Source organism: Bradyrhizobium sp. 153 (assembly GCF_023073835.1).
Lineage (GTDB): Bacteria > Pseudomonadota > Alphaproteobacteria > Rhizobiales > Xanthobacteraceae > Bradyrhizobium.
The window spans coordinates 315690-339462 of the sequence record NZ_JADPKH010000074.1; the positions used below are offsets into that span (position 1 = coordinate 315690).

Here is a 23773-nt window from a genome sequence, read left to right on the forward strand (position 1 = left end):
AATGCCGCTCGCCGGGAAAGGCATGCTGCTGACCTCGATGAACATCGAGGCGGCCGACGAGGCCGATTTCAACCGCTGGTACGATCGCGAGCATCTGGAAGAGCGCGTCGCGATCGACGGCTTCCTGGAGGCGCGGCGCTATGTCGCGCATGCCGCCAATCCCAAATATCTCTGCCTGTATTCGACCGCCACGCTCGACGTGCTCGACAGCCCGGCTTACCGCGCGCGGCTTGCGAGCCCGACCGACTGGTCGCGGCAGAGCATGGCGCGTTTCAAGGACATGCTCCGCGTCGTCGCGCGCATCACCATCAGCAACGGCACCGGACGCGGCGCCGCGCTCGGCGTGGTGCGGCTGCGGCCAAGGCCCGACAACGCAGCGCCATGGCGTGATGCACTGCAAGACAAGCTGGCGCCGGACACGTGCGACGGCATCGTCTCCATGCACCTCCTGGAGAGCGAGCCCGAATTGTCGGGTGCAACGGCGGAAATTCCAGCGGTACGCCATGAAGGCGCGCGCGACTGGTTCGTGCTGATCGACGGCACCCATGTCGGCGCGGTCTCGGCCGTGATCGCCGAGCGCTTCACCGGTCCCGCCGCGGCGCCCTTTCCGCTTCCGATCTCCGTCGGCACCTATTGCCTGATGTGGGACCTCGCGAAGAGTGACCTTACGCGCAGCTAGCGCGCACACGCATCGCAACATGTTGCACCGCACGCACCTCGCGCGCCGCGTTGATGCTGTGCGCGCGTGGCTCCTATGAAAGGCGGTGATCGCGTAAATTTGCCGTTGTACTTCGGAGCCGTTCTAATAAGCTAACCCAATGATGCCATTCAGAAACCAGATCGAGACGCAATAAGCGTCCGCCAAGCTCAAGAAAAGGCCGCGGGGTCTTTGAGCCTGCGCGGACAGGGTAGGAATGAAACCGACCGATATCGCGGCCCCCGACTACTTTCACAAAGTGGTCGATTGCCAATGGGCCTGTCCTGCGCACACCCCGGTTCCCGAATACATCCGACTGATCGCACAAGGCCGCTACAGCGACGCCTACATGATCAATTGGAAATCGAACGTGTTTCCCGGAATTCTGGGACGCACCTGCGACCGTCCATGCGAGCCGGCGTGCCGCCGCGGACGCGTCGAGGAAACTCCGGTCGCGATCTGCCGCCTCAAGCGCGTCGCCGCCGACTTCAAGGACGATATCAAGCAGCGCCTGCCGCGACCCGCGCCGAAGAACGGCAAGCGCGTTGCGCTGGTCGGCGGCGGTCCCGCCTCGCTGACCGTGGCGCGCGATCTTGCCCCGCTCGGCTATCACTGCACCGTGTTCGATGCCGATCCGGAAGCGGGCGGCATGATGCGCACGCAGATCCCGAAATTCCGCCTGCCCAATTCCGTGATCGACGAGGAGACCGGCTACATCCTGGCTCTCGGCATCGAGTTTAGAGGCGGCCATCGCATCGATAGCATGCAGGCGCTGCTTGGGGAGAATTATGACGCGATCTTCGTCGGCTCCGGCGCGCCGCGCGGCCGCGAGCTCGACATTCCCGGCCGGAAAGAGGCAGCCGCCAACATCCATATCGGCATCGAGTGGCTGGCCTCGGTGTCGTTCGGTCATACCGACAAGGTCGGCAAGCGCGTGATCGTGCTCGGCGGCGGCAACACCGCGATGGATTGCTGTCGCACAGCGCGCCGCCTCGGCGGCGAAGACGTCAAGGTCGTCGTGCGCTCCGGCTTCGAGGAAATGAAGGCCTCGCCCTGGGAAAAGGAGGACGCGCTCCACGAGGACATCCCAATCCTCAACTTCCTCGTTCCCGTCGCCTTCATCCACGACAATGGCAAGCTCACTGGCATCACCTTTCAGAAAGTGAAGGCCGAATACGACGCCAAAGGCCGCCGCAACCTCGTTCCATCAGGTGAGCCCGACCAGACCTTCGAATGCGACGACGTCCTGGTCGCGGTCGGCCAGGAGAACGCCTTTCCGTGGATCGAGCAGGATTGCGGCATCGAGTTCGACAAATGGCACATGCCCAAGGTCGATCCGAAGACCTTCGTCTCGACCAATCCAAAAGTCTTCTTCGGCGGCGATGCGGCGTTCGGCCCGAAGAACATCATCTGGGCGGTCGCGCACGGCCATGATGCCGCGCTGTCGATCCACAAGATGCTCTCGGGCGAGGCTATCGAAGATCGCCCGCTGCCGGAGGTGCACGTCTCCTCGCAGAAGATGGGCATCCACGAATGGAGCTATGACAACGACATCTCCATCGACAAGCGCTTCAAGGTGCCGCATCGCGACAAGGTCGTCGCGTTGAAGGACATCCGCGCCGAGGTCGAGCTCGGCTACGACGTCAAACTCGCGCTCGGCGAGGCGCATCGCTGCCTGAACTGTGACGTGCAGACCGTGTTCTCGACATCGCTCTGCATCGAGTGCGATGCCTGCGCCGACATCTGCCCGATGGATTGCATCACCTTCACTGACAACGGCGAGGAAAGCGACCTGCGCCAGCGCCTGAAGGCCCCCGCGCCGCATCCCGACCAGGACCTCTACGTCTCCTCGGATCTCAAGACCGGGCGCGTGATGGTGAAGGACGAGGATGTCTGCCTGCATTGCGGGCTGTGCGCGGAGCGTTGTCCCACCGGCGCCTGGGACATGCAGAAATATTTCATCGAGATGACCCACGCAGGTTCAGCATGCCCGACAAAAAGCCGATCAGCAGCGTAAACGACTTCGTCGTCCGCTTTGCCAACGTCAACGGCTCGGGCTCGGCCAGCGCCAACGAGATGTTCGCGCGCGCGATCCTGCGCCACGGCGTTCCGGTCTCCCCACGCAACATCTTCCCCTCCAACATCCAGGGCTTGCCGACCTGGTACGAGGTGCGGGTGACGGAAGACGGCCATCTCGGCGCCCGCGGCGGCGTCGACATGATGGTGGCGATGAACCCGCAGACCTGGGACAAGGACGTCGCGGGCATCGAGCCCGGCGGCTATCTGTTCTACGATTCCACCAAGCCGATGCCGTCGAGCAAATTCCGCGACGACATCACCGTGATCGGCGTGCCGCTCACCGCGATCACCAACTCGACCTACACCGATCCGCGCCAGCGCCAGCTGTTCAAGAACATCATCTATCTCGGCGCACTCAGCGCGCTGCTCGACATGGATCCGAAGCTGATCGAGCAGCTGATCGGCGAGCAGTACAAGGGCAAGGAGAAGCTCTTGTCCTCCAACGTCCACGCGCTGCATCTCGGCCGCGACTGGGCACTCCAGAACCTGAAATGCCCGATCGGGCTGCGCGTGAAGAAATCGGACAAGGTCGGCGACCGCATCTTCATAGAAGGCAACAGCGCCGCCGCGCTCGGCGCCGTCTATGGTGGCGCCACGGTGTGCGCCTGGTATCCGATCACGCCGTCGTCGTCGGTGGCGGAGGCCTTCACCGCCCATTGCAAGAAGTACCGGCATGATCCTGAGACCGGCAAGGCGAAATACGCGATCGTGCAGGGCGAAGACGAACTGGCTTCGATCGGTATCGTCATTGGCGCCTCCTGGAACGGCGCGCGCGCCTTCACCGCGACCTCCGGCCCCGGCATCTCCTTGATGACCGAGTTCATCGGCCTCTCATATTTCGCCGAGATTCCGGCCGTGATCATGAACATCCAGCGCGCCGGCCCTTCCACGGGCATGCCGACCCGGACCCAGCAATGCGACATCATCGCCTGTGCCTATGCTTCGCATGGCGACACCAAGCATGTGCTGCTATTCCCGGAAGATCCGGCGGAAGCGTTCGAGTTCGCGGCTGCCGCGTTCGACCTCGCCGAGCGGCTCCAGACCACGATCTTCCTGATGCTCGATCTCGACATCGGCATGAACCACCGCCTCTGCCGTCCGCTGAAGTGGGACGATTCAAGGCAATACGACCGCGGCAAGGTGATGACCGCGGAAATGCTGGAGGAAGGCCGCGATTTCGGCCGCTATCTCGACGTCGACGGCGACGGCATCCCCTACCGCACCTATCCCGGCACACATCCTACCAAGGGCTCCTACTTCACCCGCGGCACCTCGCGTGACCGTTACGCGCGCTATTCCGAGGAAGGCACGGTTTATGCCGACAACATGCAGCGCCTGGTCCGCAAGTTCGAGACCGCCCAAGACCTGGTCCCGCGGCCGCTGCAGGCCAATGCGGAACGGCCGACCAAATACGGCGTGATCTATTTCGGCTCGACCTCGCCGGCGATGGACGAAGCCATCGGGCTGTTGGAAGCGCGCGGGCATCAGCTCGACCGCCTGCGCATCCGCGCCTTCCCGTTCCACTCCAGCGTCGCCAGCTTCCTCGCCGAGCACGACTTCGTCTACGTGGTCGAGCAGAACCGCGACAGCCAGCTGCGCCAGCTCATCGTCAACGAGAACGGCATCGACCCGGTCCGGCTCGTGCCGATCGTGCATTACGACGGCACCCCGATCACCGCCCGCTTCATCGCAAAAGCCATTGGCGACCATCAGGATCACCTCAAGGTGACCCCGCTCCGCAAGGCCGTGTCATGACCTACATTGCTAAGCCGAAATTCCATCATCCCGGACTGAAGCAGAACGAGCTCGGCTACACCCGCCGCGATTACGAAGGCAAGATTTCGACACTGTGCGCCGGCTGCGGCCACGATTCGATCACCGCCTCGATCATCGAGGCCTGCTATGAGCTCTCGATCGAGCCGCACCGGGTCGCAAAAATCTCCGGCATCGGCTGCTCATCGAAGACGCCGGACTATTTCCTCGGCAACTCACACGGCTTCAACTCCGTGCACGGCCGCATGCCCAGCGTGCTGACCGGCGCCAACCTCGCCAACCGCGATTTGATCTATCTCGGCGTCTCCGGCGACGGCGATTCCGCCTCGATCGGCTTCGGCCAGTTCGCGCATTCGATCCGGCGCGGCGTCAACATGACCTATATCGTCGAGAACAACGGCGTCTATGGCCTGACCAAGGGCCAGTTCTCGGCGACGGCAGACCGTGGCTCGAAATCCAAGAAGGGCGTCACCAACACCGACAACGCCATCGACCTCGTCGCGATCGCGCTGCAACTCGGAGCCACCTTCGTCGCGCGCTCGTTCTCCGGCGACAAGAGCCAGCTCGTGCCGCTGATCGCGGCCGCAATCCGGCACAAGGGCGCGTCCTTCATCGACGTCATCAGCCCCTGCATCGCCTTCAACAATCACGCCGGCTCGACCAAGAGCTTCGACTATGTCCGGGAGCACAACGACGCGGTGAACCGGCTCGACGTGCTGGTCGGCCGCGATCCGATCGCGGTGGACTATGCGCCGGGCACGGTGCAGCTGGTCGAGCAGCATGACGGCAACAAGATCGCCCTGCGCAAGATCGATGCCGATTACGACCCGCACGACCGTCTCGGCGCGATGACATTCCTGCAGAAGCACGCCGCCAAGGGCCAGATCGTCACCGGCCTGCTCTATGTCGACCCCGACGCGGACGATCTGCACGAGCACCTCAACACCGTCGAGACGCCGCTCAACTCGCTGGAGGCGGATACGCTCTGCCCAGGCTCGGCAGTGCTGGACAAGATCAATGCCAGCCTGCGGTGATCATTTGCTCCGCGCCGAGACCGTCGGCCGGATGCGTATCGTGATCTTCTCCGACGCGACGGGGGGCTCGAACGGATAGTGCTTGGCGTCGCCGAGCACCAATTGGAGCGTGTGAGTCCCCGGTGGAAGGTCGAGCATGGTTTCGGTCTGCCCTGCACCGAAATGCAAGTGCGACTTATCCTGCGGGATCGGCTCCTTGGGATCGATGGGATCGTTGACGTCGACCAGCAGATGGTGATGACCGGCGTTCTGGTAGTCGTCGCCGGCATGCGTCACGCCCATGTTGCGCAAGCCGAACCGGACCCAGAATGCACCGCGAATCTTTTGTCCGTCGCGCGGCGTGATGAAGTACAGCTTTGCATCCTTCGGCGCGGTCTTGCCCTGCGCACAGGCTGCGCCCGGGAGCAATGCGATGGCCGCCGCCAGTGCGACACAAGAAATGATCTTCATCAAATTGACTCCTGCACTTACGGACTGAGTGCGACACGGAATCCATGCGTGGGGTAACGGACATTGGTGTCGTAACCATCGCGGTTTGACGGCCGCACATATCTTGAGTCGTTCTTCCAAGAGCCCGACCTCAGGACATGAGAGCTGCAATCTCCGCTGCTCCACGCCGAGCCGTCGCTCGGCGCGCCCTGATAGGTCCTGTGCCAGCAGTCCTCGACCCACTGATCGATGCCGCCGCCCATGTCATAGAGCCCGAATGGATTCGGCTTGAAGCTGCCGACCTTGGCCGGCTGCTCGGTCGCAAGATCACCGCAATCCTTGCACCCGGCCATGCCCGGCTGAAGCTTGTCGCCCCACCAATATTTCGTCTGCGTTCCGCCGCGCGCCGCATATTCCCATTCGGCTTCGCTCGGAAGCCGGTAGGGCTTCTTCGTCGCCTGCGCAAGCCACGTGACATATTGCTGCGCATCGGTCCAGCTCACATTGCTGACCGGGGCATCGTCCTTGCCGGTGGCCGTGAATCCGCACGCCTTGGCGGCGGCGCATTCGTTCCACTCCTGCACCGTCACCGGATATTTGCCGATCGAGAACGGCTTGACCGTGACCTGGTGGACAGGCCGTTCGGTCGGATCGTCATTGCTTCCCATCGCGAAGCTGCCGCCGCGAATGGCGATCATCCCGGGTTCGCGGGGCGGCGCCGCCGATGGGCTGGGTGCCGGTGACGGCGACGCAGCCAATGACGGAGATGGTTGCGGCGTCTGGGTCGCCGCCTCGCGCGGCAGCGGCTGGGGGATCGGTGATGCGGCCGGAGAAGCGGTTGGCGTGGCGGCGTGCTCGTCGATCCTGCCGGGCTGCGCCAAGAAATACCAGAGCACGCCTGTGGCGATCACCATGACGGTAATGCTCAGGAGGAAGATCAGGACATTCTCGCGCCGGCCTCGCGTCCTGCCGACAGCATCTGCGTCCGGCAGCACGCGATAGACGCGCACCGGATCGGTGATGTTCTTGACCTTGCGGTCCCCAAGCGACTCATAGCCGCACACCACCTTGTGCTTGATCTGCTCGTAGATCGCGCCCGAAATATAGACCTGACCGGGCTCGGCAATGCCCTCAATGCGTGTGGCAATGTTGACGCCATCGCCGTAGACATCGTCCGGCTCTACGATCACGTCGCCGAGATTGACGCCAATTCGGTATTCGAGCCGCGAATGCTTCGGAAGCGAGGCGTTGCGGCCGAGGAGATTTTGTTGAATGACAATGCTGCATCGAACGGCCTCAACAGGACTGTCGAAAATGGCGATGAAACCATCGCCCGTCGTCTTCACCAGACTTCCGTGGTGCTCGACGATGCTGGGCTGGATGATATCCCGCTCGATCCGCTTGACCCGGGCATGCGTTCCCTCCTCGTCAGCCTGCATCATGCGGCTGTAGGAGGCGATGTCGCCGACGATGATCGCCGCGAGACGACGAGGCATGGGGCCGTGCGGGGGCGGCCCATCCTGATTTCCGGATCTGAAGTTGCGAATTTCGCCCATTGCGGGGGGACTCCACAAACTTACAAGGCAGCCCCAGCTTACGACAGCCAAGGCCGTCGTTCTGTGAAGGCTACCACATTGACGAACCGAGACAATGTCGCAGCAATCGCCAGCATCGAGTTCCGAAGGATCGAAGCGCAACACCGCTTGAACCTTCTTGATCCCGCCGATGACTAAGGCCCGGCGCGAAAGCACAGGGCCGAGGCCGCGCCGCCGATGGTCGCACGAGCGACTTGCTCAGCTTGAACGCGGTGCGCCTCGCCTGCGTCTAACAGACAGCAGTTCTGTCCGGGTGCGGTCGAGTTGTCACGCGCTCGAGGGCATCATGAAGCTCTCGATCGTTGCTGCCCTGACTTTGGCTGCGCTGAGCAGCGTCGCCCGTGCCGACAAGGCCGACGAATATCCGTGAGGCCAGCAAGGCCGAAGCCGAAACCTTCAATGCGCGCATGTATGCCGGCGCGCCCGGCAACAAGGCCTATGCCTGCTTCGTGCGGCGCTACGATACCGAGCACCTGGCGCGGCACCCGAAGCAGAAGGTCGCCGCGATGAAGCTGCTGATCTCCGCAGAGATCGAGGAGGACCAGGAGCTCCACAACTCCTTCCGCCTCGGCTTCAGGTACCGTCACCGCCCCGGCGATTTCGATTCCAGCGGTTCGTGTAGCCACGCCGTGTTCACCAAGAGCGGCAACGAGGTGCGTCGACTGCGAGGGCGGCGGCATCGGTGTTGCGCTATCGAAGGACGACAAGTCGGCAATCGTGCGGCTCGAACGGGTGCGGGTCTAGCAGAACAACAAGCCGGACCACGAGGCCGAACAATCGCTGGTGGCCGGCGCGGACGACAGGATTTTCCGCCTCGACCGTACCGACACGAGCGAGTGCGCCTCTCTCGTGACCGACCGCAAGGAACTCGCCGCATTGCGTCACGACTGATATGTCTCCGGCGAATTCGGTCAGTCGAGCGAGATCGCCGTGAACCGCCGCAACCTCTTGTGGAGCGCCGTCTCGGCGCTGGGCGCGGCGCTTGAGCCCTCGCCTGCACAAGCCGCCACCGAAGCCAGCGCGGGCAGCAGGTTGAGGACCTCACCCGACGCTTCGCGTCGACCTCTCCTGCAAGCAAGCGGGAGAGGTTAGAGGGAGCCCCCGGTGCCGACTTCTCACTCATTCGCATCGCACTTGACGCATCCATAACTCTATGGTTATGAGTTCATCATAACTTATGAGTTATGGATCCTCCATGTCCGCCGCTCACGACCTCCTATTCAGGACGCTCGCCGATCCGACGCGGCGGGCGATCTTCGAGCGGCTGTGCCGCGAGGGCGAGCAGACGGTCGGAGCACTGACCGCGCGATCCGGCGTGTCACAGCCGGCGGTCTCGAAACATCTCGGCGTCTTGAAACAGGCCGGGCTGGTGCGCGACCGCCACGAGGGACGCCAGACCCATTACAGCGCGCAGCCCGGCGCGCTCAATCCGCTGATCGACTGGACCAGCCAGATGGCCGGCTTCTGGCAGAGGCGGCTCGACGCCCTCGACGATCTCCTGAAGAGGATGGACCAATGAACGAAGCCTCAAGCGAAACGCGCTCCGTGGTGATCGAGCGCGAATTTGCCGCCCCGGCGGAGCGAATCTGGCGCGCGCTGACGCAGCCGCATCTGATCGAGGAATGGCTGATGAAGAACGACTTCAAGCCCGTCGTCGGCCACCGCTTCAATCTTCGCGGCGAATGGGGCGGCGTGCTGGATTGCGAGGTGCTCACTATCGAGCCGGAAAAGACGCTCGCCTATACCTGGAATTTCTCGCATCAGGATGCGGCGTTCGACCTGAAAAGCGTCGTGACCTTCACGCTGACACCGACGGGCGCAGGCACTCATTTGCGTGTCGAGCAGGCGGGCTTCAGCCCGACGCAGAAGCAGGCTTATGGCGGCGCGCATGCCGGCTGGAAGCAGTTCTTTGCCAAGCTGGACGAGCTGCTGGCGCGGGCAGGCTAGCTCCGTCGGCGTCCATCCGATCCATTTCAAAAGGAGGTCCCAATGAGCACGCATATCTGGATTCGACAGATTCATCGCTGGCTGTCGATGGCTTTCACGCTCGCCGTCATCGCGAACATCGTCGCCATGGCCATGCAGGTCCAGGCGCTCTGGATCGGCTTCCTGGCGCTCGTCCCGCTCATTCCGTTGCTTGCGACCGGGCTATATTTGTTCGCGCTGCCCTATGTCAGCCGCAGCAACGCGTGAACGAGGCGAGATGATGAAAAACGTTGGCAGCGCGAAGAAGCACAGCACGACAGACTCGACTGAAGCTTCACCCTCCAAGCTGATCGATGGCAGGATCAAGGAGCTTGGCGACTGGCGCGGCGAGATGCTGGGGCGAATTCGCGAGCTGATCAAGGAGGCCGATCCTGATGTCGTCGAGGAGTGGAAGTGGCGCGGCGTTCCCGTGTGGGAGCACGACGGCATCATCTGCACCGGCGAGACCTACAAGGCTGTGGTCAAGATGACGTTCGCCAGGGGCGCGGCGCTGGAGGATCCGGCGGGCCTGTTCAATTCCAGCCTCGACGGAAACGTGCGGCGCGCGATCGATATTCGCGAGGGCGAGAAGCTCAACGAGAAAGCGTTGAAGGCACTGATCCGCGCGGCGGTAGAGCTGAATGCGAGCAAGGTGAAGAAGAGACCGGTGAAGCGGCCGGCTTAGAATACAACGGCCATGTTGGTCACTTGAGCAGCCGCGGGCTCGCTTCAACCTCTTCCGCTTGCGGGAGAGGTTGGCGCGTAGCGCCGGGTGAGGGCTCTCTCGTCTGGGGGAGTCCCACTGCGGAGACACCCTCTCCCCAATCCTCCCCCGCAAGCGGGGAGCAAGCGCACCTTCGCCGGCGTCTAGCTGAGTCTCAGCCAATCAGGCGTCGCGCGTACCAAACCGCCTCAGGCCGCCGCGGTGATCGGGCGCGGGCTCACGACATATTCGCGCAGGACCTTGTCGTTCGCGTCGACCTCGATCAGTGCGACGTCATACGTCCAGAGATCGGCCAGGTGCTGGAGCACGCGCTTGGCGTCGGTCTCGTTGAGCTGCGAGCCTTTGATGACGTGGTGATGCAGGATCAGCCGGCGGTCGCCGGAGAGATCGACGTCGACGACCTCGATATTGGCGTCGATGTAGCCGACATCGTGCTGCCGTGCCAGCTCGCGGCGGACGCGGCGGAAGCCGCGCTCATCGTGGATGGCGTCGACCCGGATCCCCGCGCGCTCCTCGGGATCGTCATGCAGGTGGAACATGCGGAAGTGCCGCATCAGCTTCGGGCTCAGGAACTGGCCGACGAAGCTCTCGTCGCGGTAATTGGCCCAGACGTCGCGCAGCACGCCCATCACGTCGTTCTTGCCGGCGATATCGGGGAACCATTCGCGGTCCTCATCTTCCGGCCTGGTGACGATGCGCTCGATGTCCTGCATCATGGCGAAGCCGAGCGCATAGGGATTGAAGCCGGAGAAGCGCGGATCGTCGAATTCTGGCTGGAACACCACGTTGGTGTGCGACCCCAGGAACTCGAGGAAGTTGCCGTCGGTGATGCGGCCCTGCTCGTGCAGCTTGGTCATGATGCGGTAGTGGACGTAGGTCGCCGTCCCCTCGTTCATGACCTTGGTCTGGCTCTGTGGATAGAAATACTGCGCGATGTGGCGGACGATGCGCAGCAATTCGCGCTGCCACGGGGCCAGCCGCGGTGCGCTCTTCTCCAGGAAGTACAGCAAATTCTCCTGCGGCAAGCCGAGCAGCTTGCGGCGGCGTTCGACGCTGAGTGCGGACCGGCTCTTGGCAACCCCCTTCGGGACCGTGCGCCAGAGATCGTTGAAGACCTCCTCCTCATGCTGACGGCGGCGCCCTGCCCGCTTCTCTTCAGCGCGCAAATCGAGCTTCTTCTTGCCGGGATAGCGGTCGATACCGTGCGACATCAGCGCGTGCGCAGCGTCGAGCGTGCGCTCGACCTCGATGCGGCCGTAGCGCTCCTCGCAGCTCGCGACATAATTCTTGGCGAAGTCGAGATAATCCAGGATGCCGTCGGCGTCGGTCCACTGCTTGAACAGATAATTGTTCTTGAAGAAGTGGTTGTGGCCGAAGGCCGCGTGCGCGATCACCAGCGTCTGCATCGTCGCCGTGTTCTCCTCCATCAGGTAGGAGATGCAGGGCGAGGAGTTGATCACGATCTCGTAGGCGAGTCCCATCAGGCCCTTGCGATAGGAGGCCTCATGGAACGCAAAATGCTTGCCGAACGACCAGTGCTTGTAGAACAGGGGCATGCCGACCGACGAGTACGCGTCCAGCATCTGCTCGGCGGTGATGACCTCGATCTGGTTCGGATAGACGTCGAGCCCGAGATCCTGCAACGCCACCTCCTCGCAGGCATCGGTGATACGCTGCAAGGTGTGGAAATCCCAATCCGCGCCTTCGAACAAGCGTTCCGTCATGGAGCGGCCTTCTCCTGGCTGGTTTCGCGGCGTTGGAACAGGTCGTGGAACACCGGAAAGATCTCGCTGCGCTCCGAGACCTTGCGCATCGAGAGCGGTGCGCCGCTGCTGCGCAGGCGCTCGTAAAGGGTCCAGAGCGAGGAGTCGGAGAGATCGAAGGCACTACCGCCGGACTCGCCGACCTCGAGATAGGCAAAAAACTGACAGACCGGCAGGATCTTATCGGTCAGCAGCAGGCCCGTGAGCTCGCCGTCGGAATAGGAATTGTCGCCGTCGGAGGCTTGCGCGGCATAGATGTTCCAGTCCGCCGGATTGAAGCGCTCGCGCACGATCTCGTGCATCGCCTGGAGCGCGCTGGAGACCAGCGTGCCGCCCGAGGCCGGGCCGTAGAAAAAGGTCTGCTCGTCGACCTCCTCGGCGCGGTCAGTGTGCCGGATGAAGACGATCTCGACATGCTTGTAGCGGCGCTTCAGAAATACGTAGAGCAGCATGTAGAAGCGCTTGGCGAGATCCTTCATGTGCTCGGACATCGAGCCCGAGACGTCCATCAGGCAGAACATCACCGCCTGCGCCACCGGCCGCGGCACCGTCTCGAAGCGGCGGTAACGGATGTCGAGCGGGTCGATGAAAGGGATGCGCTTGGATTTCGCCTTGAGTTTTGCGAGCTTGTCGAGCAACTCGACGCGAACCTCCTCGTCGGTGCAGGCGGCGATCTCGGCCTCCAGCTCCTCGATCTCGCTCTTGCGGGGACGCCGGAGCGCGATGCGGCGGGCGAGTGCGAGCTGAACCGTCCGGCTCACTGAGATGTTGGCCGGCGAGCCCGAGGTGGTGTAGCCGGCGCGCTGGATGCCCTCGCTCTCGGTCTGCGCGATCTTGCGCTTGGCAAGATCGGGCAGTTCGAGGTCGTCGAGGAAAAGGTCGACGAACTCGTCGCGGCTCAGCACGAACCGGAAGGCATCCTCGCTGTCGCCCTCGCCCGGACCGGAATCCTTGGCGCTGCCCTGGCCCGAGCGCTGGAGATAGTCGCCCTCGACGAACTTCTTGTTTCCGGGCAGCACCATGTCGCGCGTGCCGCCCTCCCGGCGGAAGCGCGGCTCGTGCATTCCGTCGAGCGGGATCGTGACCTCACCACCCTCCAGGACGTCCTTGATGTCGCGTTCCTGCGAGGTCTTCTTGACGGCGCCCTGCACCAGGGATTTGGCCCGACGCAAGAACCGCTGCCGGTTCTCAAGACTCTTGCCGCCTGGATTCAGGCGCCTGTCAATAATGTGAATGGCCACTTTCCCATCCGCCTCAACCGGCCTGCTTCACGCGCATGTACCATTCGACGAGCCGGCGAACCTGACGCTCGGTGTAGCCGCGCTCCACCATGCGTGCGACGAACTCGCCGTGCTTCTTCTCCGTCTCGCCGTCCTTCTTGGACCCGAAGGAGATGACCGGAAGCAGATCCTCGACCTGGGAGAATATCCGCTTTTCGATCACATCGCGAATCTTCTCGTAGGAGGTCCAGGTCGGGTTCTTGCCGCCGTTCTGGGCCCGCGAGCGTAACGAGAATTTGACGACCTCGTTGCGGAAGTCCTTCGGGTTGGCAATGCCCGCCGGCTTCTCGATTTTGGTCAGTTCCTGGTTCAAAAGCTCGCGATCGAGCAGCTGGCCGGTGTCGGGATCCTTGAAGTCCTGATCCTCGATCCAGGCGTCGGCGTAATCGACGTAGCGGTCGAACAGGTTCTGGCCGTAATCGGAGTAGGATTCGAGATAGGCCTTCTGGATCTCGTTGCCGATGAACTCGGCATAGCGCGGCGCGAGCTCCGCCTTGATGAACTCGAGATAACGTTTCTCGGTTTCCTCCGGAAGCTGCTCGCGGCGGATCGCCTGCTCCAGCGCGTACATCAGGTGCACGGCGTCGGCGGCGACCTCCTGCGGGTCGTGATTGAAGGTCGCAGCCAGGACCTTGAAGGCGAAGCGGGTGGAGACACCGTCCATGCCCTCGTCGACACCGGCGGCGTCGCGATATTCCTGGACGCTGCGCGCCTTCGGATCGGACTCTTTCAGGCTCTCACCGTCATACACCCGCATCTTGCCGAACAGCGTGGAGTTCTCGTGCTTGCGCAAGCGCGACATCACCGAGAACCGCGCCAGCGTCTCCAGTGTCGACGGCGCGCAAGGAGCCGATGCGAGCTCGGAACCCTGGATCAGCTTCTCGTAGATCTTCTGCTCTTCGGTGACCCTGAGGCAGTACGGCACCTTGATGACGCAGATCCGGTCGATGAAGGCCTCGTTGTTCTTGTTGGCCTTGAAGCTCGCCCACTCGGCTTCGTTGGAATGTGCGAGGATGATGCCGGTGAAGGGGATCGCGCCGATGTTCTCGGTGCCGATATAGTTGCCTTCCTGCGTCGCGGTCAGCAGCGGATGCAGCATCTTGATCGGCGCCTTGAACATCTCGACGAACTCGAGCACGCCCTGGTTGGCGCGATTGAGGCCGCCGGAATAGCTGTAGGCGTCCGGATCGTTCTGCGCATAGGTCTCGAGCTTGCGGATGTCGACCTTGCCGACCAGCGAGGAGATATCCTGGTTGTTCTCGTCACCGGGCTCGGTCTTGGCGATCGCGATCTGCCGAAGCCGCGACGGCTGGATCTTGGCGACGCGGAATTGCGAGATATCGCCGCCGAAGGCTTCCAGCCGCTTGTAGCACCACGGGCTCATCAGTCCGGTGAGGCGCCGGCGCGGAATTCCGTACTTCTCTTCCAGCATCGGCCCGAGCTGATCGGGATCGAACAGGCTGAGTGGGCTCTCGAACACGGGCGAAAGTTCATCGCCGGCCTTCAGCACGTAGATGGGGTGCACTTCCATCAGCGACTTCAACCGCTCGGCGAGCGAGGATTTGCCGCCGCCGACCGGGCCGAGCAAATAAAGGATCTGCTTGCGCTCCTCCAAACCTTGCGCGGCGTGGCGGAAGAAACCGACGATGCGCTCGATGGTTTCTTCCATTCCGTAGAAGCCGGCGAAGGCCGGATAGGTGCGGATCGTGCGGTTCAAAAAAATACGGCCAAGGCGTGGGTCCTTGGCCGTGTCAATCGTCTGGGGTTCGCCGATGGCAGCTAGCAGGCGTTCGGCCGCGTTCGCGTATTTCATGGGATCGCTTCGACACGATTCCAGATATTCCGCCATCGATAAGTCGTGCTGGCTTCTCGCCTCGAACGACCGAGCGAAAGCGTTGAATAGAGAATCGTTGTACATGATCCCTCTCCGCGTGAGTTCCGCTACAAGCTGAAACGAATGCAGTTACCGGACCGTTCCTCAGGCCGTTTCGAATCAGCGTGAGCACATCACGATCATTGGACACCCGGGTGCCGGCTCGACGCAACGCACAACGTAGGCACTCGTTGAGTTACGAACAGGCACATGCCTGTAATTTGAGCGAATCTACATCCATATTGGCTCATTTCCAGAAAATGTCACTTGCTCGCAACATCCGGGCATTACCGGGGAGAAAGCTCATCCGGCGCTGCAGCATAGCGGTCTGCCAGCGGCGATCTTATGACGCTTGTACGGCGAAGCCTTGAGCGCCGCGTTCATCTTCCTGCTGCAATGCGGTGCGTGGACCGGCGGCAGCAATCGGGACAAGCGTGCAGCGACGTATCCAAATCGGTCGAACGGCTCTCCGATCGAAGACGATGCGATTGCCACGCGCAGATTTCTGCGCGCCGCGATCAACAGCCGCAGTGCGTCACGGGTTACGTCACTTCAGGATCGCAGCAGCCTCGATGCTCGTGGCCGGCGCAACGGATTGCGGAGCTTGGCAACGACGAGCATGAGAACGTCAGGATGTGCTGCATGCTTCTCAGCACAGCCATTTCGCCGCCGCGCGACAGACGGATCGGAGGCCGCCGGTGGCACTCCATGTCGCTGCCGGCTGCTGCCGCCTGGATCGCCATGATCGCGGCCCAGTTACACCTGAGGGTATGACTCCCGTCCCCTTGATTGGTTCCCTCGCGGGGGCATGTAAGCTAGAGCATAGCGCGTCAGGACCGGCGCGGAAACCCCTCGCCCGCAGGCTTGGAGATAGATAAACATCATGAATCCCGTCAAAGAACTGGAAAAGCACGGACAAGCCGTCTGGCTCGACTTCCTGGCCCGCGGCTTCATCGCCAAGGGCGACCTGAAGCGACTGATCGATACCGACGGCGTCAAAGGGGTCACCTCCAATCCCTCGATCTTCGAGAAGGCAATCGGCAGCTCGGACGAATACGATGCGCCGATCGGCAAGGCGCTGAAGCGTGGCGACCGCGCCGTGGCCGACCTGTTCGAAGCCGTTGCGGTCGAGGACATCCAGAACGCCGCCGACGTGCTGCGCCCGGTCTACGACCGCCTCAAGGGAGGCGACGGCTATGTCAGCCTGGAGGTCTCGCCCTATCTGGCGATGGACACCGCCGGCACGGTCACCGAGGCGCGGCGGCTCTGGAAGGACGTCAACCGCAAGAATTTGATGGTGAAGGTACCGGCGACGCCGGAGGGCCTGCCGGCGATCGAACAGCTCATCGGCGACGGCATCAGCATCAACATCACGCTGCTGTTCTCCAGGGACGTCTACCTGAAGGTCGCCGAGGCCTATCTCGCCGGTCTGGAGACATACGTCGCCGGCGGCGGCGACCCGTCGCATGTTGCGAGCGTCGCGAGCTTCTTCGTCAGCCGGATCGACTCGGTGGTCGACAAGCAGCTCGACGAGAAGATCGCCCGCGCCAACGATCCCTCCGAAAAGGAACGGCTCGCCGCGCTCAAGGGCAAGGTCGCGATCGCCAATGCCAAGATCGCCTATCAGGATTTCAAGCGCCTGTTCTCGGGGCCACGCTGGGACAAGCTCGCCACCAAGGGCGCCAAGCCGCAGCGCATGCTGTGGGCGTCCACCGGCACCAAGAACAAGGATTACAGCGATGTCCTCTATGTCGAGGAACTGATCGGCCCCGACACCATCAACACGGTGCCGCCGGCGACGCTGGACGCGTTCCGCGATCACGGCAAGCCGCGCGACAGCCTGGAAGAGAATGTCGACGACGCCCGCCGCGTGCTCGAGGAGCTGGAGCGCTCCGGCATTTCGCTCGATGCGATCACCGAGGAGCTGGTCAAGGACGGGGTCAAGCAGTTTGCCGATGCCGCCGACAAGCTCTATGGCACCGTCGCGCACAAGCGGGCCGTGGTGCTCGGCCCGGCGCTCGACGGCCAGCTGCTCTCGCTCGGCGACGGGCTCGGCAAGAGCCTGGCCAAGAGCACCGAGGAATGGCGCGCATCTGCCAAGATCCGCAGGCTGTGGGCGCGCGACAAGTCGGTCTGGACCGGCACCGACGAGGACAAATGGCTGGGCTGGCTCGACAGCGCGGCAAGGGCCGACATCGCCGACTACGAGGACTATGCGGGCCGCGTGAAGGGGCAGAAATTCTCCGACGCCGTCGTGCTCGGCATGGGCGGTTCGAGCCTCGGGCCGGAGGTGCTGGCCGAAACCTTCGGGAAAAAGCCCGGCTTCCCAAAACTGCATGTGCTGGATTCCACCGACCCGGCCGAAGTGCGGGCAGTGGAGGCCAGGATTGACATCGCCAACACCGTCTTCATCGTCTCCAGCAAGTCCGGCGGCACCACCGAGCCGAACGCGATGAAGGACTATTTCCATGAGCGGGTTGCCAAGGCGGTTGGGCCGAAGGTGAAGACCGGCCACCGCTTCATCGCGGTGACCGATCCGGGCTCGTCGCTGGAGAAAGCCGCGAAGAAGCTGAAATACGCCCGCATCTTCCACGGCGAACCCACGATCGGCGGCCGCTATTCGGTGCTCTCGCCGTTCGGCCTGGTGCCGGCGGCAACCGCAGGCATAGACGTCAAGACCTTCATCAAGCATGCGCTGGCGATGGCCCGCTCCTGCGGACCGGACGTGCCGCCATCCGAGAACCCGGGCGTGCAGCTCGGCCTCGCCATGGGCCTCGCCGGCCTTGAAGGCCGCGACAAGGTGACGATCCTGGCATCGAAGAAGATCGCCGATTTCGGCGCCTGGGCCGAGCAGCTGATCGCGGAATCGACCGGCAAGGAGGGCAAGGGCCTGATCCCGATCGAGGGCGAGCCGCTGGGCGAACCCGCGATTTACGGCGACGACCGCTTCTTCATCGACATCCGCATCGAAGGCGAGGCGGACGCGGCCCATGATTCCAAGCTTGCCGCGATCGAAGCCGCCGGGCATCCCGTGGTGCGGATCGTCATGAAGTCGATCGACCATCTCGGCCAGGAGTTCTTCCGCTTCGAGATGGCGACGGCCGTGGCCGGCAGCATTCTCGGTATCAACCCGTTCGACCAGCCGGACGTGGAAGCGGCCAAGATCAAGACCCGCGAGCTCACTTCAGAGTTCGAGAAGACCGGCGCGCTGCCGGCCGAGCAGCCGGTGGTCAGCACCGATGAAGCTGACCTCTACACCGATGAAGCCAACGCCACGGCGCTGCGCGCCGCCGGCGCCAATGGCGACCTTACCTCATGGCTGAAGGCGCATCTGTCGCGCTCGGGCCACGGCGACTATGTCGCCCTGCTCGGCTACATCGCGCGCGACAAGACCACCATCGACGCACTTCAGGCCATGCGGCTCGAAGTGCGCGAGAAGCGGCATGTCGCGACCTGCGCCGAATTCGGACCGCGCTTTCTGCACTCCACCGGGCAGGCCTACAAGGGCGGGCCAGATAGCGGCGTGTTCCTCCAGATCACCGCCGACGACGCCAAGGATCTGCCGGTGCCGGGCCAGAAGGCGAGCTTTGGGGTGATCAAAGCGGCGCAGGCGCGCGGCGATTTCGACGTGCTCACCGAGCGGGGCCGGCGCGCGCTGCGCGTCCACCTGAAGGGCGGGCTCAAGAAAGGTCTCGCGGCGCTCAACACGGCGCTTAACGACGCATTGGACTAAAGGAAGCTCTCACATGCAACTCGGCATGATCGGCCTCGGCCGGATGGGCGGCAACATCGTTCGCCGCCTGATGCGTCACGGTCATTCGACCGTGGTCTACGACAAGGACGCCAAGGCCGTCGCCGGCCTTGCCGCAGATGGCGCGATCGGCTCCGCGACGCTCGAGGAATTCATCTCGAAACTCGAGCGGCCGCGCACCGCCTGGGTGATGCTGCCTGCGGGGCGTATCACCGAGACCACGATCGAGACGATCGCGGGCGTGATGCAGGCGGGCGACGTCATCATCGACGGCGGCAACACCTTCTGGCAGGACGACGTCCGCCGCGGCAAGGTGCTGAAGGAGCGCGGCATCCACTATGTCGACGTCGGCACGTCCGGGGGAGTGTGGGGGCTCGACCGCGGCTATTGCATGATGATCGGCGGCGAGAAGCAGGTGGTGGACCGGCTCGATCCGATCTTCGCCGCGCTCGCGCCCGGCGCCGGCGACATTGCGCGCACGCCGGGGCGCGAGGGCCGCGATCCCCGCATCGAGCAGGGCTACATCCATGCCGGCCCTGTCGGTGCCGGCCATTTCGTCAAGATGATCCATAACGGCATCGAATACGGTCTGATGCAGGCCTATGCCGAAGGTTTTGATATCCTCAAGAATGCCAATATCGAGGCGCTGCCGGCGGACCACCGTTACGATTTCGATCTCGCCGACATTGCCGAGGTGTGGCGGCGCGGCAGCGTGATCCCATCCTGGCTGCTCGACCTCACCTCGACGGCGCTCGCCGACAGCCCGGCATTGGCGGAATATTCCGGCTTCGTCGAGGATTCCGGCGAAGGACGCTGGACCGTGAATGCGGCGATCGACGAGGCGGTGCCTGCCGAAGTGTTGACCGCGGCCCTCTACACACGTTTCCGCTCCCGCAAGGAACACACCTTCGCCGAGAAAATTCTCTCCGCAATGCGCGCCGGGTTCGGCGGCCACAAGGAGCCGAAGCAGCCCGGCGTGCCGAAGTCCAAATAGTTCGAAGCTGCAGTGAAACGTACTCAAGCGAAGGCCAACAATTCGTGACAAAAGACCCGCAGCCAAAGCGCAAGCCGGAAAATTGCGCCTTCGTCATCTTTGGCGTGACCGGAGATTTGACCCATCGGCTGGTGATGCCATCGCTCTACAATCTCGCCGCCGAAGACCTTTTGCCGGAGAAATTCTGCGTCGTCGGCGTGGGCCGCAAGGCACAATCGGATGACGAGCTGCGCGACAGCCTGATGAAGGGCCTGCGCGAGTTTGCAACGCGCCCGGTTGACGACGTCGTCGCAAAACAGCTGCTGCAATGCGTGACCTTCGTCGAGGCGGATGCGAAGGATCCGCCGTCGTTCGACCGCTTGGGCGAGCATCTCGACACGCTGGAATGCTCAGAAGGCACCGGCGGCAACCGGCTGTTCTATCTCGCCACCCCGCCAGCGGCTTTCGCGCCGACCGCGCGCGAGCTCGGCCGCACCGGCCTGATGAAGCAGAACGGCACCTGGAGGCGCCTCGTGATCGAGAAGCCGTTCGGCACCGACCTCGCCTCGGCGCGCGCGCTGAACGCCGAACTTTTGAAGATCATGGATGAGCACCAGATCTACCGGATCGATCATTACCTCGGCAAGGAGACGGTGCAGAACATTCTGGTGCTGCGCTTTGCCAACGGCATGTTCGAGCCGATCTGGAATCGCAACCATATCGACCACGTTCAGATCACGGTAGAGGAGAAGCTCGGCGTCGGCCATCGCGGCGGCTTCTACGATGCCACCGGTGCGCTCCGCGACATGGTACCGAACCATCTGTTCCAGTTGATGTCGCTGGTGGCGATGGAGCCGCCGAGTCGTTTCGACGCCCATTCCGTCCGCTCGGAGAAGGCCGAGGTTCTCACCGCGATCCAGCGGCCGAGCCAGCAGGAAGCGTTGAGGAGCTCGGTGCGCGCGCAATATCTCGCCGGCCGCATCGGCGACGAGGAGATTCCGGACTATCGCAAGACGGCGGACGTCAAGCCCGGCAGCACCACCGAGACCTATGTCGCGCTCAAACTGATGATCGACAATTGGCGCTGGGCCGGCGTCCCCTTCTATTTGCGCACCGGCAAGGCGCTGAGCCACAAGCGCACGGAGGTCGCGATCAAGTTCAAGCAGGCGCCGCTGTCGATGTTCTCAGGCACGACGGTCGACCGCCTGTCGCAAAACTTTCTCACCATTGGCATTGCACCGACCGAGACCATCGAGCTCCAGTTCAACGCCAAGATCCCGGGACCGAGCGTCACCGTCGACGGCGTCGAGATGAAGTTCCGCTATGGCGATTATTTCCACGCCGATCCCTCGACCGGCTACGAGACACTGATCTACGATTGCATGATCGGCGATAACATCCTGTTCCAGCGCGCCGACGGCATCGAGGCCGGGTGGGATGCGGTGCAGCCGTTCCTGGACGCCTGGCAAAGCGCGGGCACCAACGGCATCGAGACCTACAAAGCCGGCAGCGACGGCCCGGCCTGCGCGGACGAGCTGCTCCGGCGCGACGGACGAAGCTGGCGGAAGTACTCGTGATGGAAGCAGCCGAGCAGCCGAAGCTGATCGTCGCGGCCGACGCCGAGGCGTTGGCGCTTACCGCGGCCGAACGGGTTATGGCGCGGATCGCCGCCAATCCCTCGCGCATCGCAATCTGCCTCACCGGCGGCTCCAGCCCGAGGAAGCTCTATCAATTGCTCGGCAGCGATGCCTGGCGCGAAAGAATTCCGTGGGAGCGCGTGCACTGGTTCATCGGCGACGAGCGTTTCGTGTCGGAAAGCGATCCCCTCAACAACATGGCGGCCGCCCGCGCGACCTTCCTCGATCGCAGTGCGCCCTCAGGCCATATCCATCCGATCCCAACCACGGCCGAAAATCCTGATCGCGCCGCCGAGGCCTATGCTCGCGAGCTGCAAGCCTTCTATGGCGCTGACCGGCTCGATGCGGCACGGCCGCTGTTCGACATGGTCCTGATGGGCGTAGGCCCGGACGGCCACACCGCTTCGCTGTTTCCCGGCTATTCCGAAGTTGAGGAGACCGAACGCTGGGTCGTCGGGGTGCCCAAGGCCAGTGTCGCGCCGTTCGTCCCGCGGGTCTCGCTCACCCTGCCCGTTCTGGCATCCTGCCGCGAAATGCTGTTCGGGATCGCCGGGCACGACAAGCGGCCGATCTTGACGCGCCTCCTCAATGGCGAGACTCTGCCGGCGTTGCGCGCGCGTTCGAATGGTGAGACCGTTTGGCTGGTGGACCAGGCCGCGCTTCCGGAGGGAATTCGTGGCGGGCGTTGAAGCACCTTGTGCATTGATCGTGATGGGCGTGTCTGGCTCGGGCAAGAGCACGATTGCGGCGGCGCTCGGCGAGCGCCTCGGCTGGCGCTTCAAGGACGGCGACAGCTTTCATCCCGCCAGCAATGTCGAGAAAATGAAGGCGGGCCATCCGCTCACCGACGAAGACCGCTGGCCTTGGCTCAATGCCATCGCCGACGAGATCGCGCGGGTCTGCGGACGCGGCGAGCACGTCATCATCGCCTGCTCGGCGCTCAAACACGCCTATCGTGACGTGCTGCTGCGCGGACGCGACGACGTCCGCTTCGTCTTCCTGAAAGGCACGAAGGAGCTGATTGCCGAGCGGCTCGCCCACCGCAAGGGTCATTTTATGCCGCCCGAGCTGTTGACCAGCCAGTTCAACACGCTGGAGCCGCCGGAGGCGGGCGAGCACGTCATCACCGTCTCGATCGACGAATCCGTCGAGGCGATCGTGGACGGCGTGGTGCGGCAATTGAGGTTGGGCGGGGCGAAGCGCTAAGGCCAAGATATCTGAATAAGAAAACCTGAATTAAGGTCCTGCCATGACGAAGATCTCACTGGTCGTCTCCGACGTCGACGGCACGCTGCTGACCAAGGACAAGACGCTGACGGAGCGCGCGAGGTCTGTCGTGCAGCGGCTGCACCAGGCAGGCATCGGCTTCACCATCACCTCCAGCCGCCCCGCGATCGGCATGCGCTTCCTGATCGAGCCGCTGGCGCTCTGGCTTCCGGTCGGGCCGTTCAACGGCTCCTCGATCGTCGATCCCGAGATGAGACCGGTCGAGCAGCACCTTATCCCGGCGGGCGCGGCCGAGAGATCGCTGCGGATCCTCCGCGAATACGGCGCCGACGTCTGGCTCTTCACCACCGACAAATGGCTGATCGACAATCCCGAGGGCAGCTACGTCGCGCATGAGCAGCGCACGATCCGCGCCGATCCGACCATCGTGACGGATTTTTCGCCGTACCTTGCGAGCGCCTGCAAGATCGTCGGCGCCAGTGCCGATGCCGCCGGCCTCGAGCGGTGCGAGAAGGCGATGCAGGAGGCGCTCGGCAACGAGGCCACAGCAGTACGTTCGCAAACCTACTATCTCGACATCACCCCGCCCGGCTTCAACAAGGGCACCTTCGTGCAGGCGATGGCCAATCGCCTCGGCATTTCCACCGACGCGGTCGCCACCATCGGCGATATGCAAAACGACCTCGCGATGTTCCGCGTCAGCGGCGTCTCGATTGCCATGGGTAATGCCGCTGACAACGTCAAGGACCACGCCACTCACGTCACCGCGACCAACGAGCAGGACGGTTTTGCGGAGGCGATAGAGATGATCTTGAAGCGGAATGGGGTGGGCTGAGTTTGCCGCCAGCTGGTTTCAACCTCTCCGCTTGCGGGAGAGGTCGCCGCGTAGCGGCGGGTGAGGGTTCTCTCCTCTTAACTGTTTTCGCCCAGCGGAGACACCCCCCGCAAGCGGGAGAGGGAGCGCACCTCCGTA

Annotated in this window: 19 protein-coding genes and 1 pseudogene; 15 read left to right on the forward strand and 5 right to left on the reverse strand. The window is 63.3% G+C overall.

Going from position 1 to position 23773, the window contains the following annotated elements:
* Position 1: 1 nt before the first annotated feature.
* The 4 genes from IVA91_RS18185 (at position 2) to IVA91_RS18200 (ending at position 5583) form a co-directional block, all read left to right on the forward strand.
* Positions 2-679, forward strand: coding sequence for a DUF4286 family protein (locus tag IVA91_RS18185; protein WP_247278358.1), 678 nt, complete (start codon positions 2-4; stop codon positions 677-679).
* A 235-nt stretch (positions 680-914) separates the two neighbouring features.
* Positions 915-2714, forward strand: a complete 1800-nt coding sequence (locus tag IVA91_RS18190; RefSeq protein ID WP_247278357.1) for an FAD-dependent oxidoreductase — start codon at positions 915-917, stop codon at positions 2712-2714.
* The gene (locus IVA91_RS18195) at positions 2684-4531 is read left to right on the forward strand and encodes a 2-oxoacid:acceptor oxidoreductase subunit alpha (protein WP_247278356.1); all 1848 of its coding nucleotides are present in this window, start codon (positions 2684-2686) and stop codon (positions 4529-4531) included. The genes IVA91_RS18190 and IVA91_RS18195 overlap by 31 nt, the downstream gene beginning before the upstream one ends.
* The gene (locus IVA91_RS18200) at positions 4528-5583 is read left to right on the forward strand and encodes a 2-oxoacid:ferredoxin oxidoreductase subunit beta (protein ID WP_247278355.1); all 1056 of its coding nucleotides are present in this window, start codon (positions 4528-4530) and stop codon (positions 5581-5583) included. The genes IVA91_RS18195 and IVA91_RS18200 overlap by 4 nt, the downstream gene beginning before the upstream one ends.
* Here IVA91_RS18200 and IVA91_RS18205 read toward each other — a convergent pair whose 3' ends face one another.
* On the reverse strand, positions 5584-6033 hold the full coding sequence (locus IVA91_RS18205; protein WP_247278354.1) for a DUF4399 domain-containing protein: 450 nt from the start codon (positions 6031-6033) through the stop codon (positions 5584-5586).
* Positions 6034-6050: 17 nt separating this feature from the next.
* The gene (locus tag IVA91_RS18210) at positions 6051-7568 is read right to left on the reverse strand and encodes an SUMF1/EgtB/PvdO family nonheme iron enzyme (protein WP_247278353.1); all 1518 of its coding nucleotides are present in this window, start codon (positions 7566-7568) and stop codon (positions 6051-6053) included.
* Between the two features lie 325 nt (positions 7569-7893).
* Here IVA91_RS18210 and IVA91_RS18215 point away from each other — a divergent pair.
* The 5 genes and pseudogenes from IVA91_RS18215 (at position 7894) to IVA91_RS18235 (ending at position 10257) form a co-directional block, all read left to right on the forward strand.
* Positions 7894-8498: pseudogene (locus tag IVA91_RS18215) on the forward strand (hypothetical protein).
* A 304-nt stretch (positions 8499-8802) separates the two neighbouring features.
* Entirely contained in the window at positions 8803-9126 is a 324-nt protein-coding gene (locus IVA91_RS18220) for a metalloregulator ArsR/SmtB family transcription factor (RefSeq protein ID WP_247449812.1), read from the forward strand.
* Positions 9123-9554 carry an SRPBCC domain-containing protein gene (locus IVA91_RS18225; protein ID WP_247278351.1) on the forward strand — a complete coding sequence of 144 codons (432 nt, stop codon included), beginning with the start codon at positions 9123-9125 and terminating at the stop codon, positions 9552-9554. Before IVA91_RS18220 ends, IVA91_RS18225 begins: the two co-directional genes overlap by 4 nt.
* A gap of 42 nt (positions 9555-9596) precedes the next feature.
* Positions 9597-9800 carry a hypothetical protein gene (locus IVA91_RS18230; protein WP_247278350.1) on the forward strand — a complete coding sequence of 68 codons (204 nt, stop codon included), beginning with the start codon at positions 9597-9599 and terminating at the stop codon, positions 9798-9800.
* 13 nt (positions 9801-9813) lie between these two features.
* Entirely contained in the window at positions 9814-10257 is a 444-nt protein-coding gene (locus tag IVA91_RS18235) for a DUF1801 domain-containing protein (protein ID WP_247278602.1), read from the forward strand.
* A 227-nt stretch (positions 10258-10484) separates the two neighbouring features.
* On the opposite strand, the gene IVA91_RS18240 is transcribed toward IVA91_RS18235, so the two are convergent.
* Genes IVA91_RS18240 through IVA91_RS18250 form a run of 3 tightly spaced genes read right to left on the reverse strand, consistent with a single transcriptional unit; the run spans position 10485 to position 15257 of the window.
* On the reverse strand, positions 10485-12020 hold the full coding sequence (locus tag IVA91_RS18240) for a SpoVR family protein (RefSeq protein ID WP_247278349.1): 1536 nt from the start codon (positions 12018-12020) through the stop codon (positions 10485-10487).
* Positions 12017-13294 carry a YeaH/YhbH family protein gene (locus IVA91_RS18245; RefSeq protein WP_247278601.1) on the reverse strand — a complete coding sequence of 426 codons (1278 nt, stop codon included), beginning with the start codon at positions 13292-13294 and terminating at the stop codon, positions 12017-12019. The genes IVA91_RS18240 and IVA91_RS18245 overlap by 4 nt, the downstream gene beginning before the upstream one ends.
* A gap of 19 nt (positions 13295-13313) precedes the next feature.
* A complete protein-coding gene (locus IVA91_RS18250; protein ID WP_247278348.1) occupies positions 13314-15257 on the reverse strand; it encodes a PrkA family serine protein kinase in 1944 nt (647 codons plus the stop codon).
* An 838-nt stretch (positions 15258-16095) separates the two neighbouring features.
* On the opposite strand from IVA91_RS18250, the gene IVA91_RS18255 reads away from it, so the two are divergent.
* The 6 genes from IVA91_RS18255 to IVA91_RS18280 are packed head-to-tail and all read left to right on the forward strand — an operon-like array spanning position 16096 to position 23635.
* The gene (locus IVA91_RS18255; protein ID WP_247278347.1) at positions 16096-18945 is read left to right on the forward strand and encodes a bifunctional transaldolase/phosoglucose isomerase; all 2850 of its coding nucleotides are present in this window, start codon (positions 16096-16098) and stop codon (positions 18943-18945) included.
* Positions 18946-18958: 13 nt separating this feature from the next.
* The gene (gene gnd / locus IVA91_RS18260; protein WP_247278346.1) at positions 18959-19957 is read left to right on the forward strand and encodes a phosphogluconate dehydrogenase (NAD(+)-dependent, decarboxylating); all 999 of its coding nucleotides are present in this window, start codon (positions 18959-18961) and stop codon (positions 19955-19957) included.
* Between the two features lie 44 nt (positions 19958-20001).
* Complete coding sequence (gene zwf / locus IVA91_RS18265) at positions 20002-21513, forward strand: glucose-6-phosphate dehydrogenase (protein WP_247278345.1); 1512 nt, start codon at positions 20002-20004, stop codon at positions 21511-21513.
* A complete protein-coding gene (gene pgl, locus IVA91_RS18270) occupies positions 21513-22262 on the forward strand; it encodes a 6-phosphogluconolactonase (RefSeq protein WP_247278600.1) in 750 nt (249 codons plus the stop codon). Before zwf ends, pgl begins: the two co-directional genes overlap by 1 nt.
* Positions 22249-22779, forward strand: a complete 531-nt coding sequence (locus IVA91_RS18275) for a gluconokinase (protein WP_247278344.1) — start codon at positions 22249-22251, stop codon at positions 22777-22779. Before pgl ends, IVA91_RS18275 begins: the two co-directional genes overlap by 14 nt.
* Positions 22780-22822: 43 nt before the next feature.
* Entirely contained in the window at positions 22823-23635 is an 813-nt protein-coding gene (locus IVA91_RS18280; RefSeq protein WP_247449809.1) for an HAD family hydrolase, read from the forward strand.
* Positions 23636-23773 lie beyond the last annotated feature (138 nt).

Coding starts and splice junctions, on each gene's coding strand:
- IVA91_RS18185 (WP_247278358.1), top strand. CDS start 2: ATGCCGCTCGCCGGGAAAGGCATGCTGCTGACCTCGATGAACATCGAG.
- IVA91_RS18190 (WP_247278357.1), top strand. CDS start 915: ATGAAACCGACCGATATCGCGGCCCCCGACTACTTTCACAAAGTGGTC.
- IVA91_RS18195 (WP_247278356.1), top strand. CDS start 2,684: ATGCCCGACAAAAAGCCGATCAGCAGCGTAAACGACTTCGTCGTCCGC.
- IVA91_RS18200 (WP_247278355.1), top strand. CDS start 4,528: ATGACCTACATTGCTAAGCCGAAATTCCATCATCCCGGACTGAAGCAG.
- IVA91_RS18205 (WP_247278354.1), bottom strand. CDS start 6,033: ATGAAGATCATTTCTTGTGTCGCACTGGCGGCGGCCATCGCATTGCTC.
- IVA91_RS18210 (WP_247278353.1), bottom strand. CDS start 7,568: ATGGGCGAAATTCGCAACTTCAGATCCGGAAATCAGGATGGGCCGCCC.
- IVA91_RS18220 (WP_247449812.1), top strand. CDS start 8,803: ATGTCCGCCGCTCACGACCTCCTATTCAGGACGCTCGCCGATCCGACG.
- IVA91_RS18225 (WP_247278351.1), top strand. CDS start 9,123: ATGAACGAAGCCTCAAGCGAAACGCGCTCCGTGGTGATCGAGCGCGAA.
- IVA91_RS18230 (WP_247278350.1), top strand. CDS start 9,597: ATGAGCACGCATATCTGGATTCGACAGATTCATCGCTGGCTGTCGATG.
- IVA91_RS18235 (WP_247278602.1), top strand. CDS start 9,814: ATGAAAAACGTTGGCAGCGCGAAGAAGCACAGCACGACAGACTCGACT.
- IVA91_RS18240 (WP_247278349.1), bottom strand. CDS start 12,020: ATGACGGAACGCTTGTTCGAAGGCGCGGATTGGGATTTCCACACCTTG.
- IVA91_RS18250 (WP_247278348.1), bottom strand. CDS start 15,257: ATGTACAACGATTCTCTATTCAACGCTTTCGCTCGGTCGTTCGAGGCG.
- IVA91_RS18255 (WP_247278347.1), top strand. CDS start 16,096: ATGAATCCCGTCAAAGAACTGGAAAAGCACGGACAAGCCGTCTGGCTC.
- gnd (WP_247278346.1), top strand. CDS start 18,959: ATGCAACTCGGCATGATCGGCCTCGGCCGGATGGGCGGCAACATCGTT.
- pgl (WP_247278600.1), top strand. CDS start 21,513: ATGGAAGCAGCCGAGCAGCCGAAGCTGATCGTCGCGGCCGACGCCGAG.
- IVA91_RS18280 (WP_247449809.1), top strand. CDS start 22,823: ATGACGAAGATCTCACTGGTCGTCTCCGACGTCGACGGCACGCTGCTG.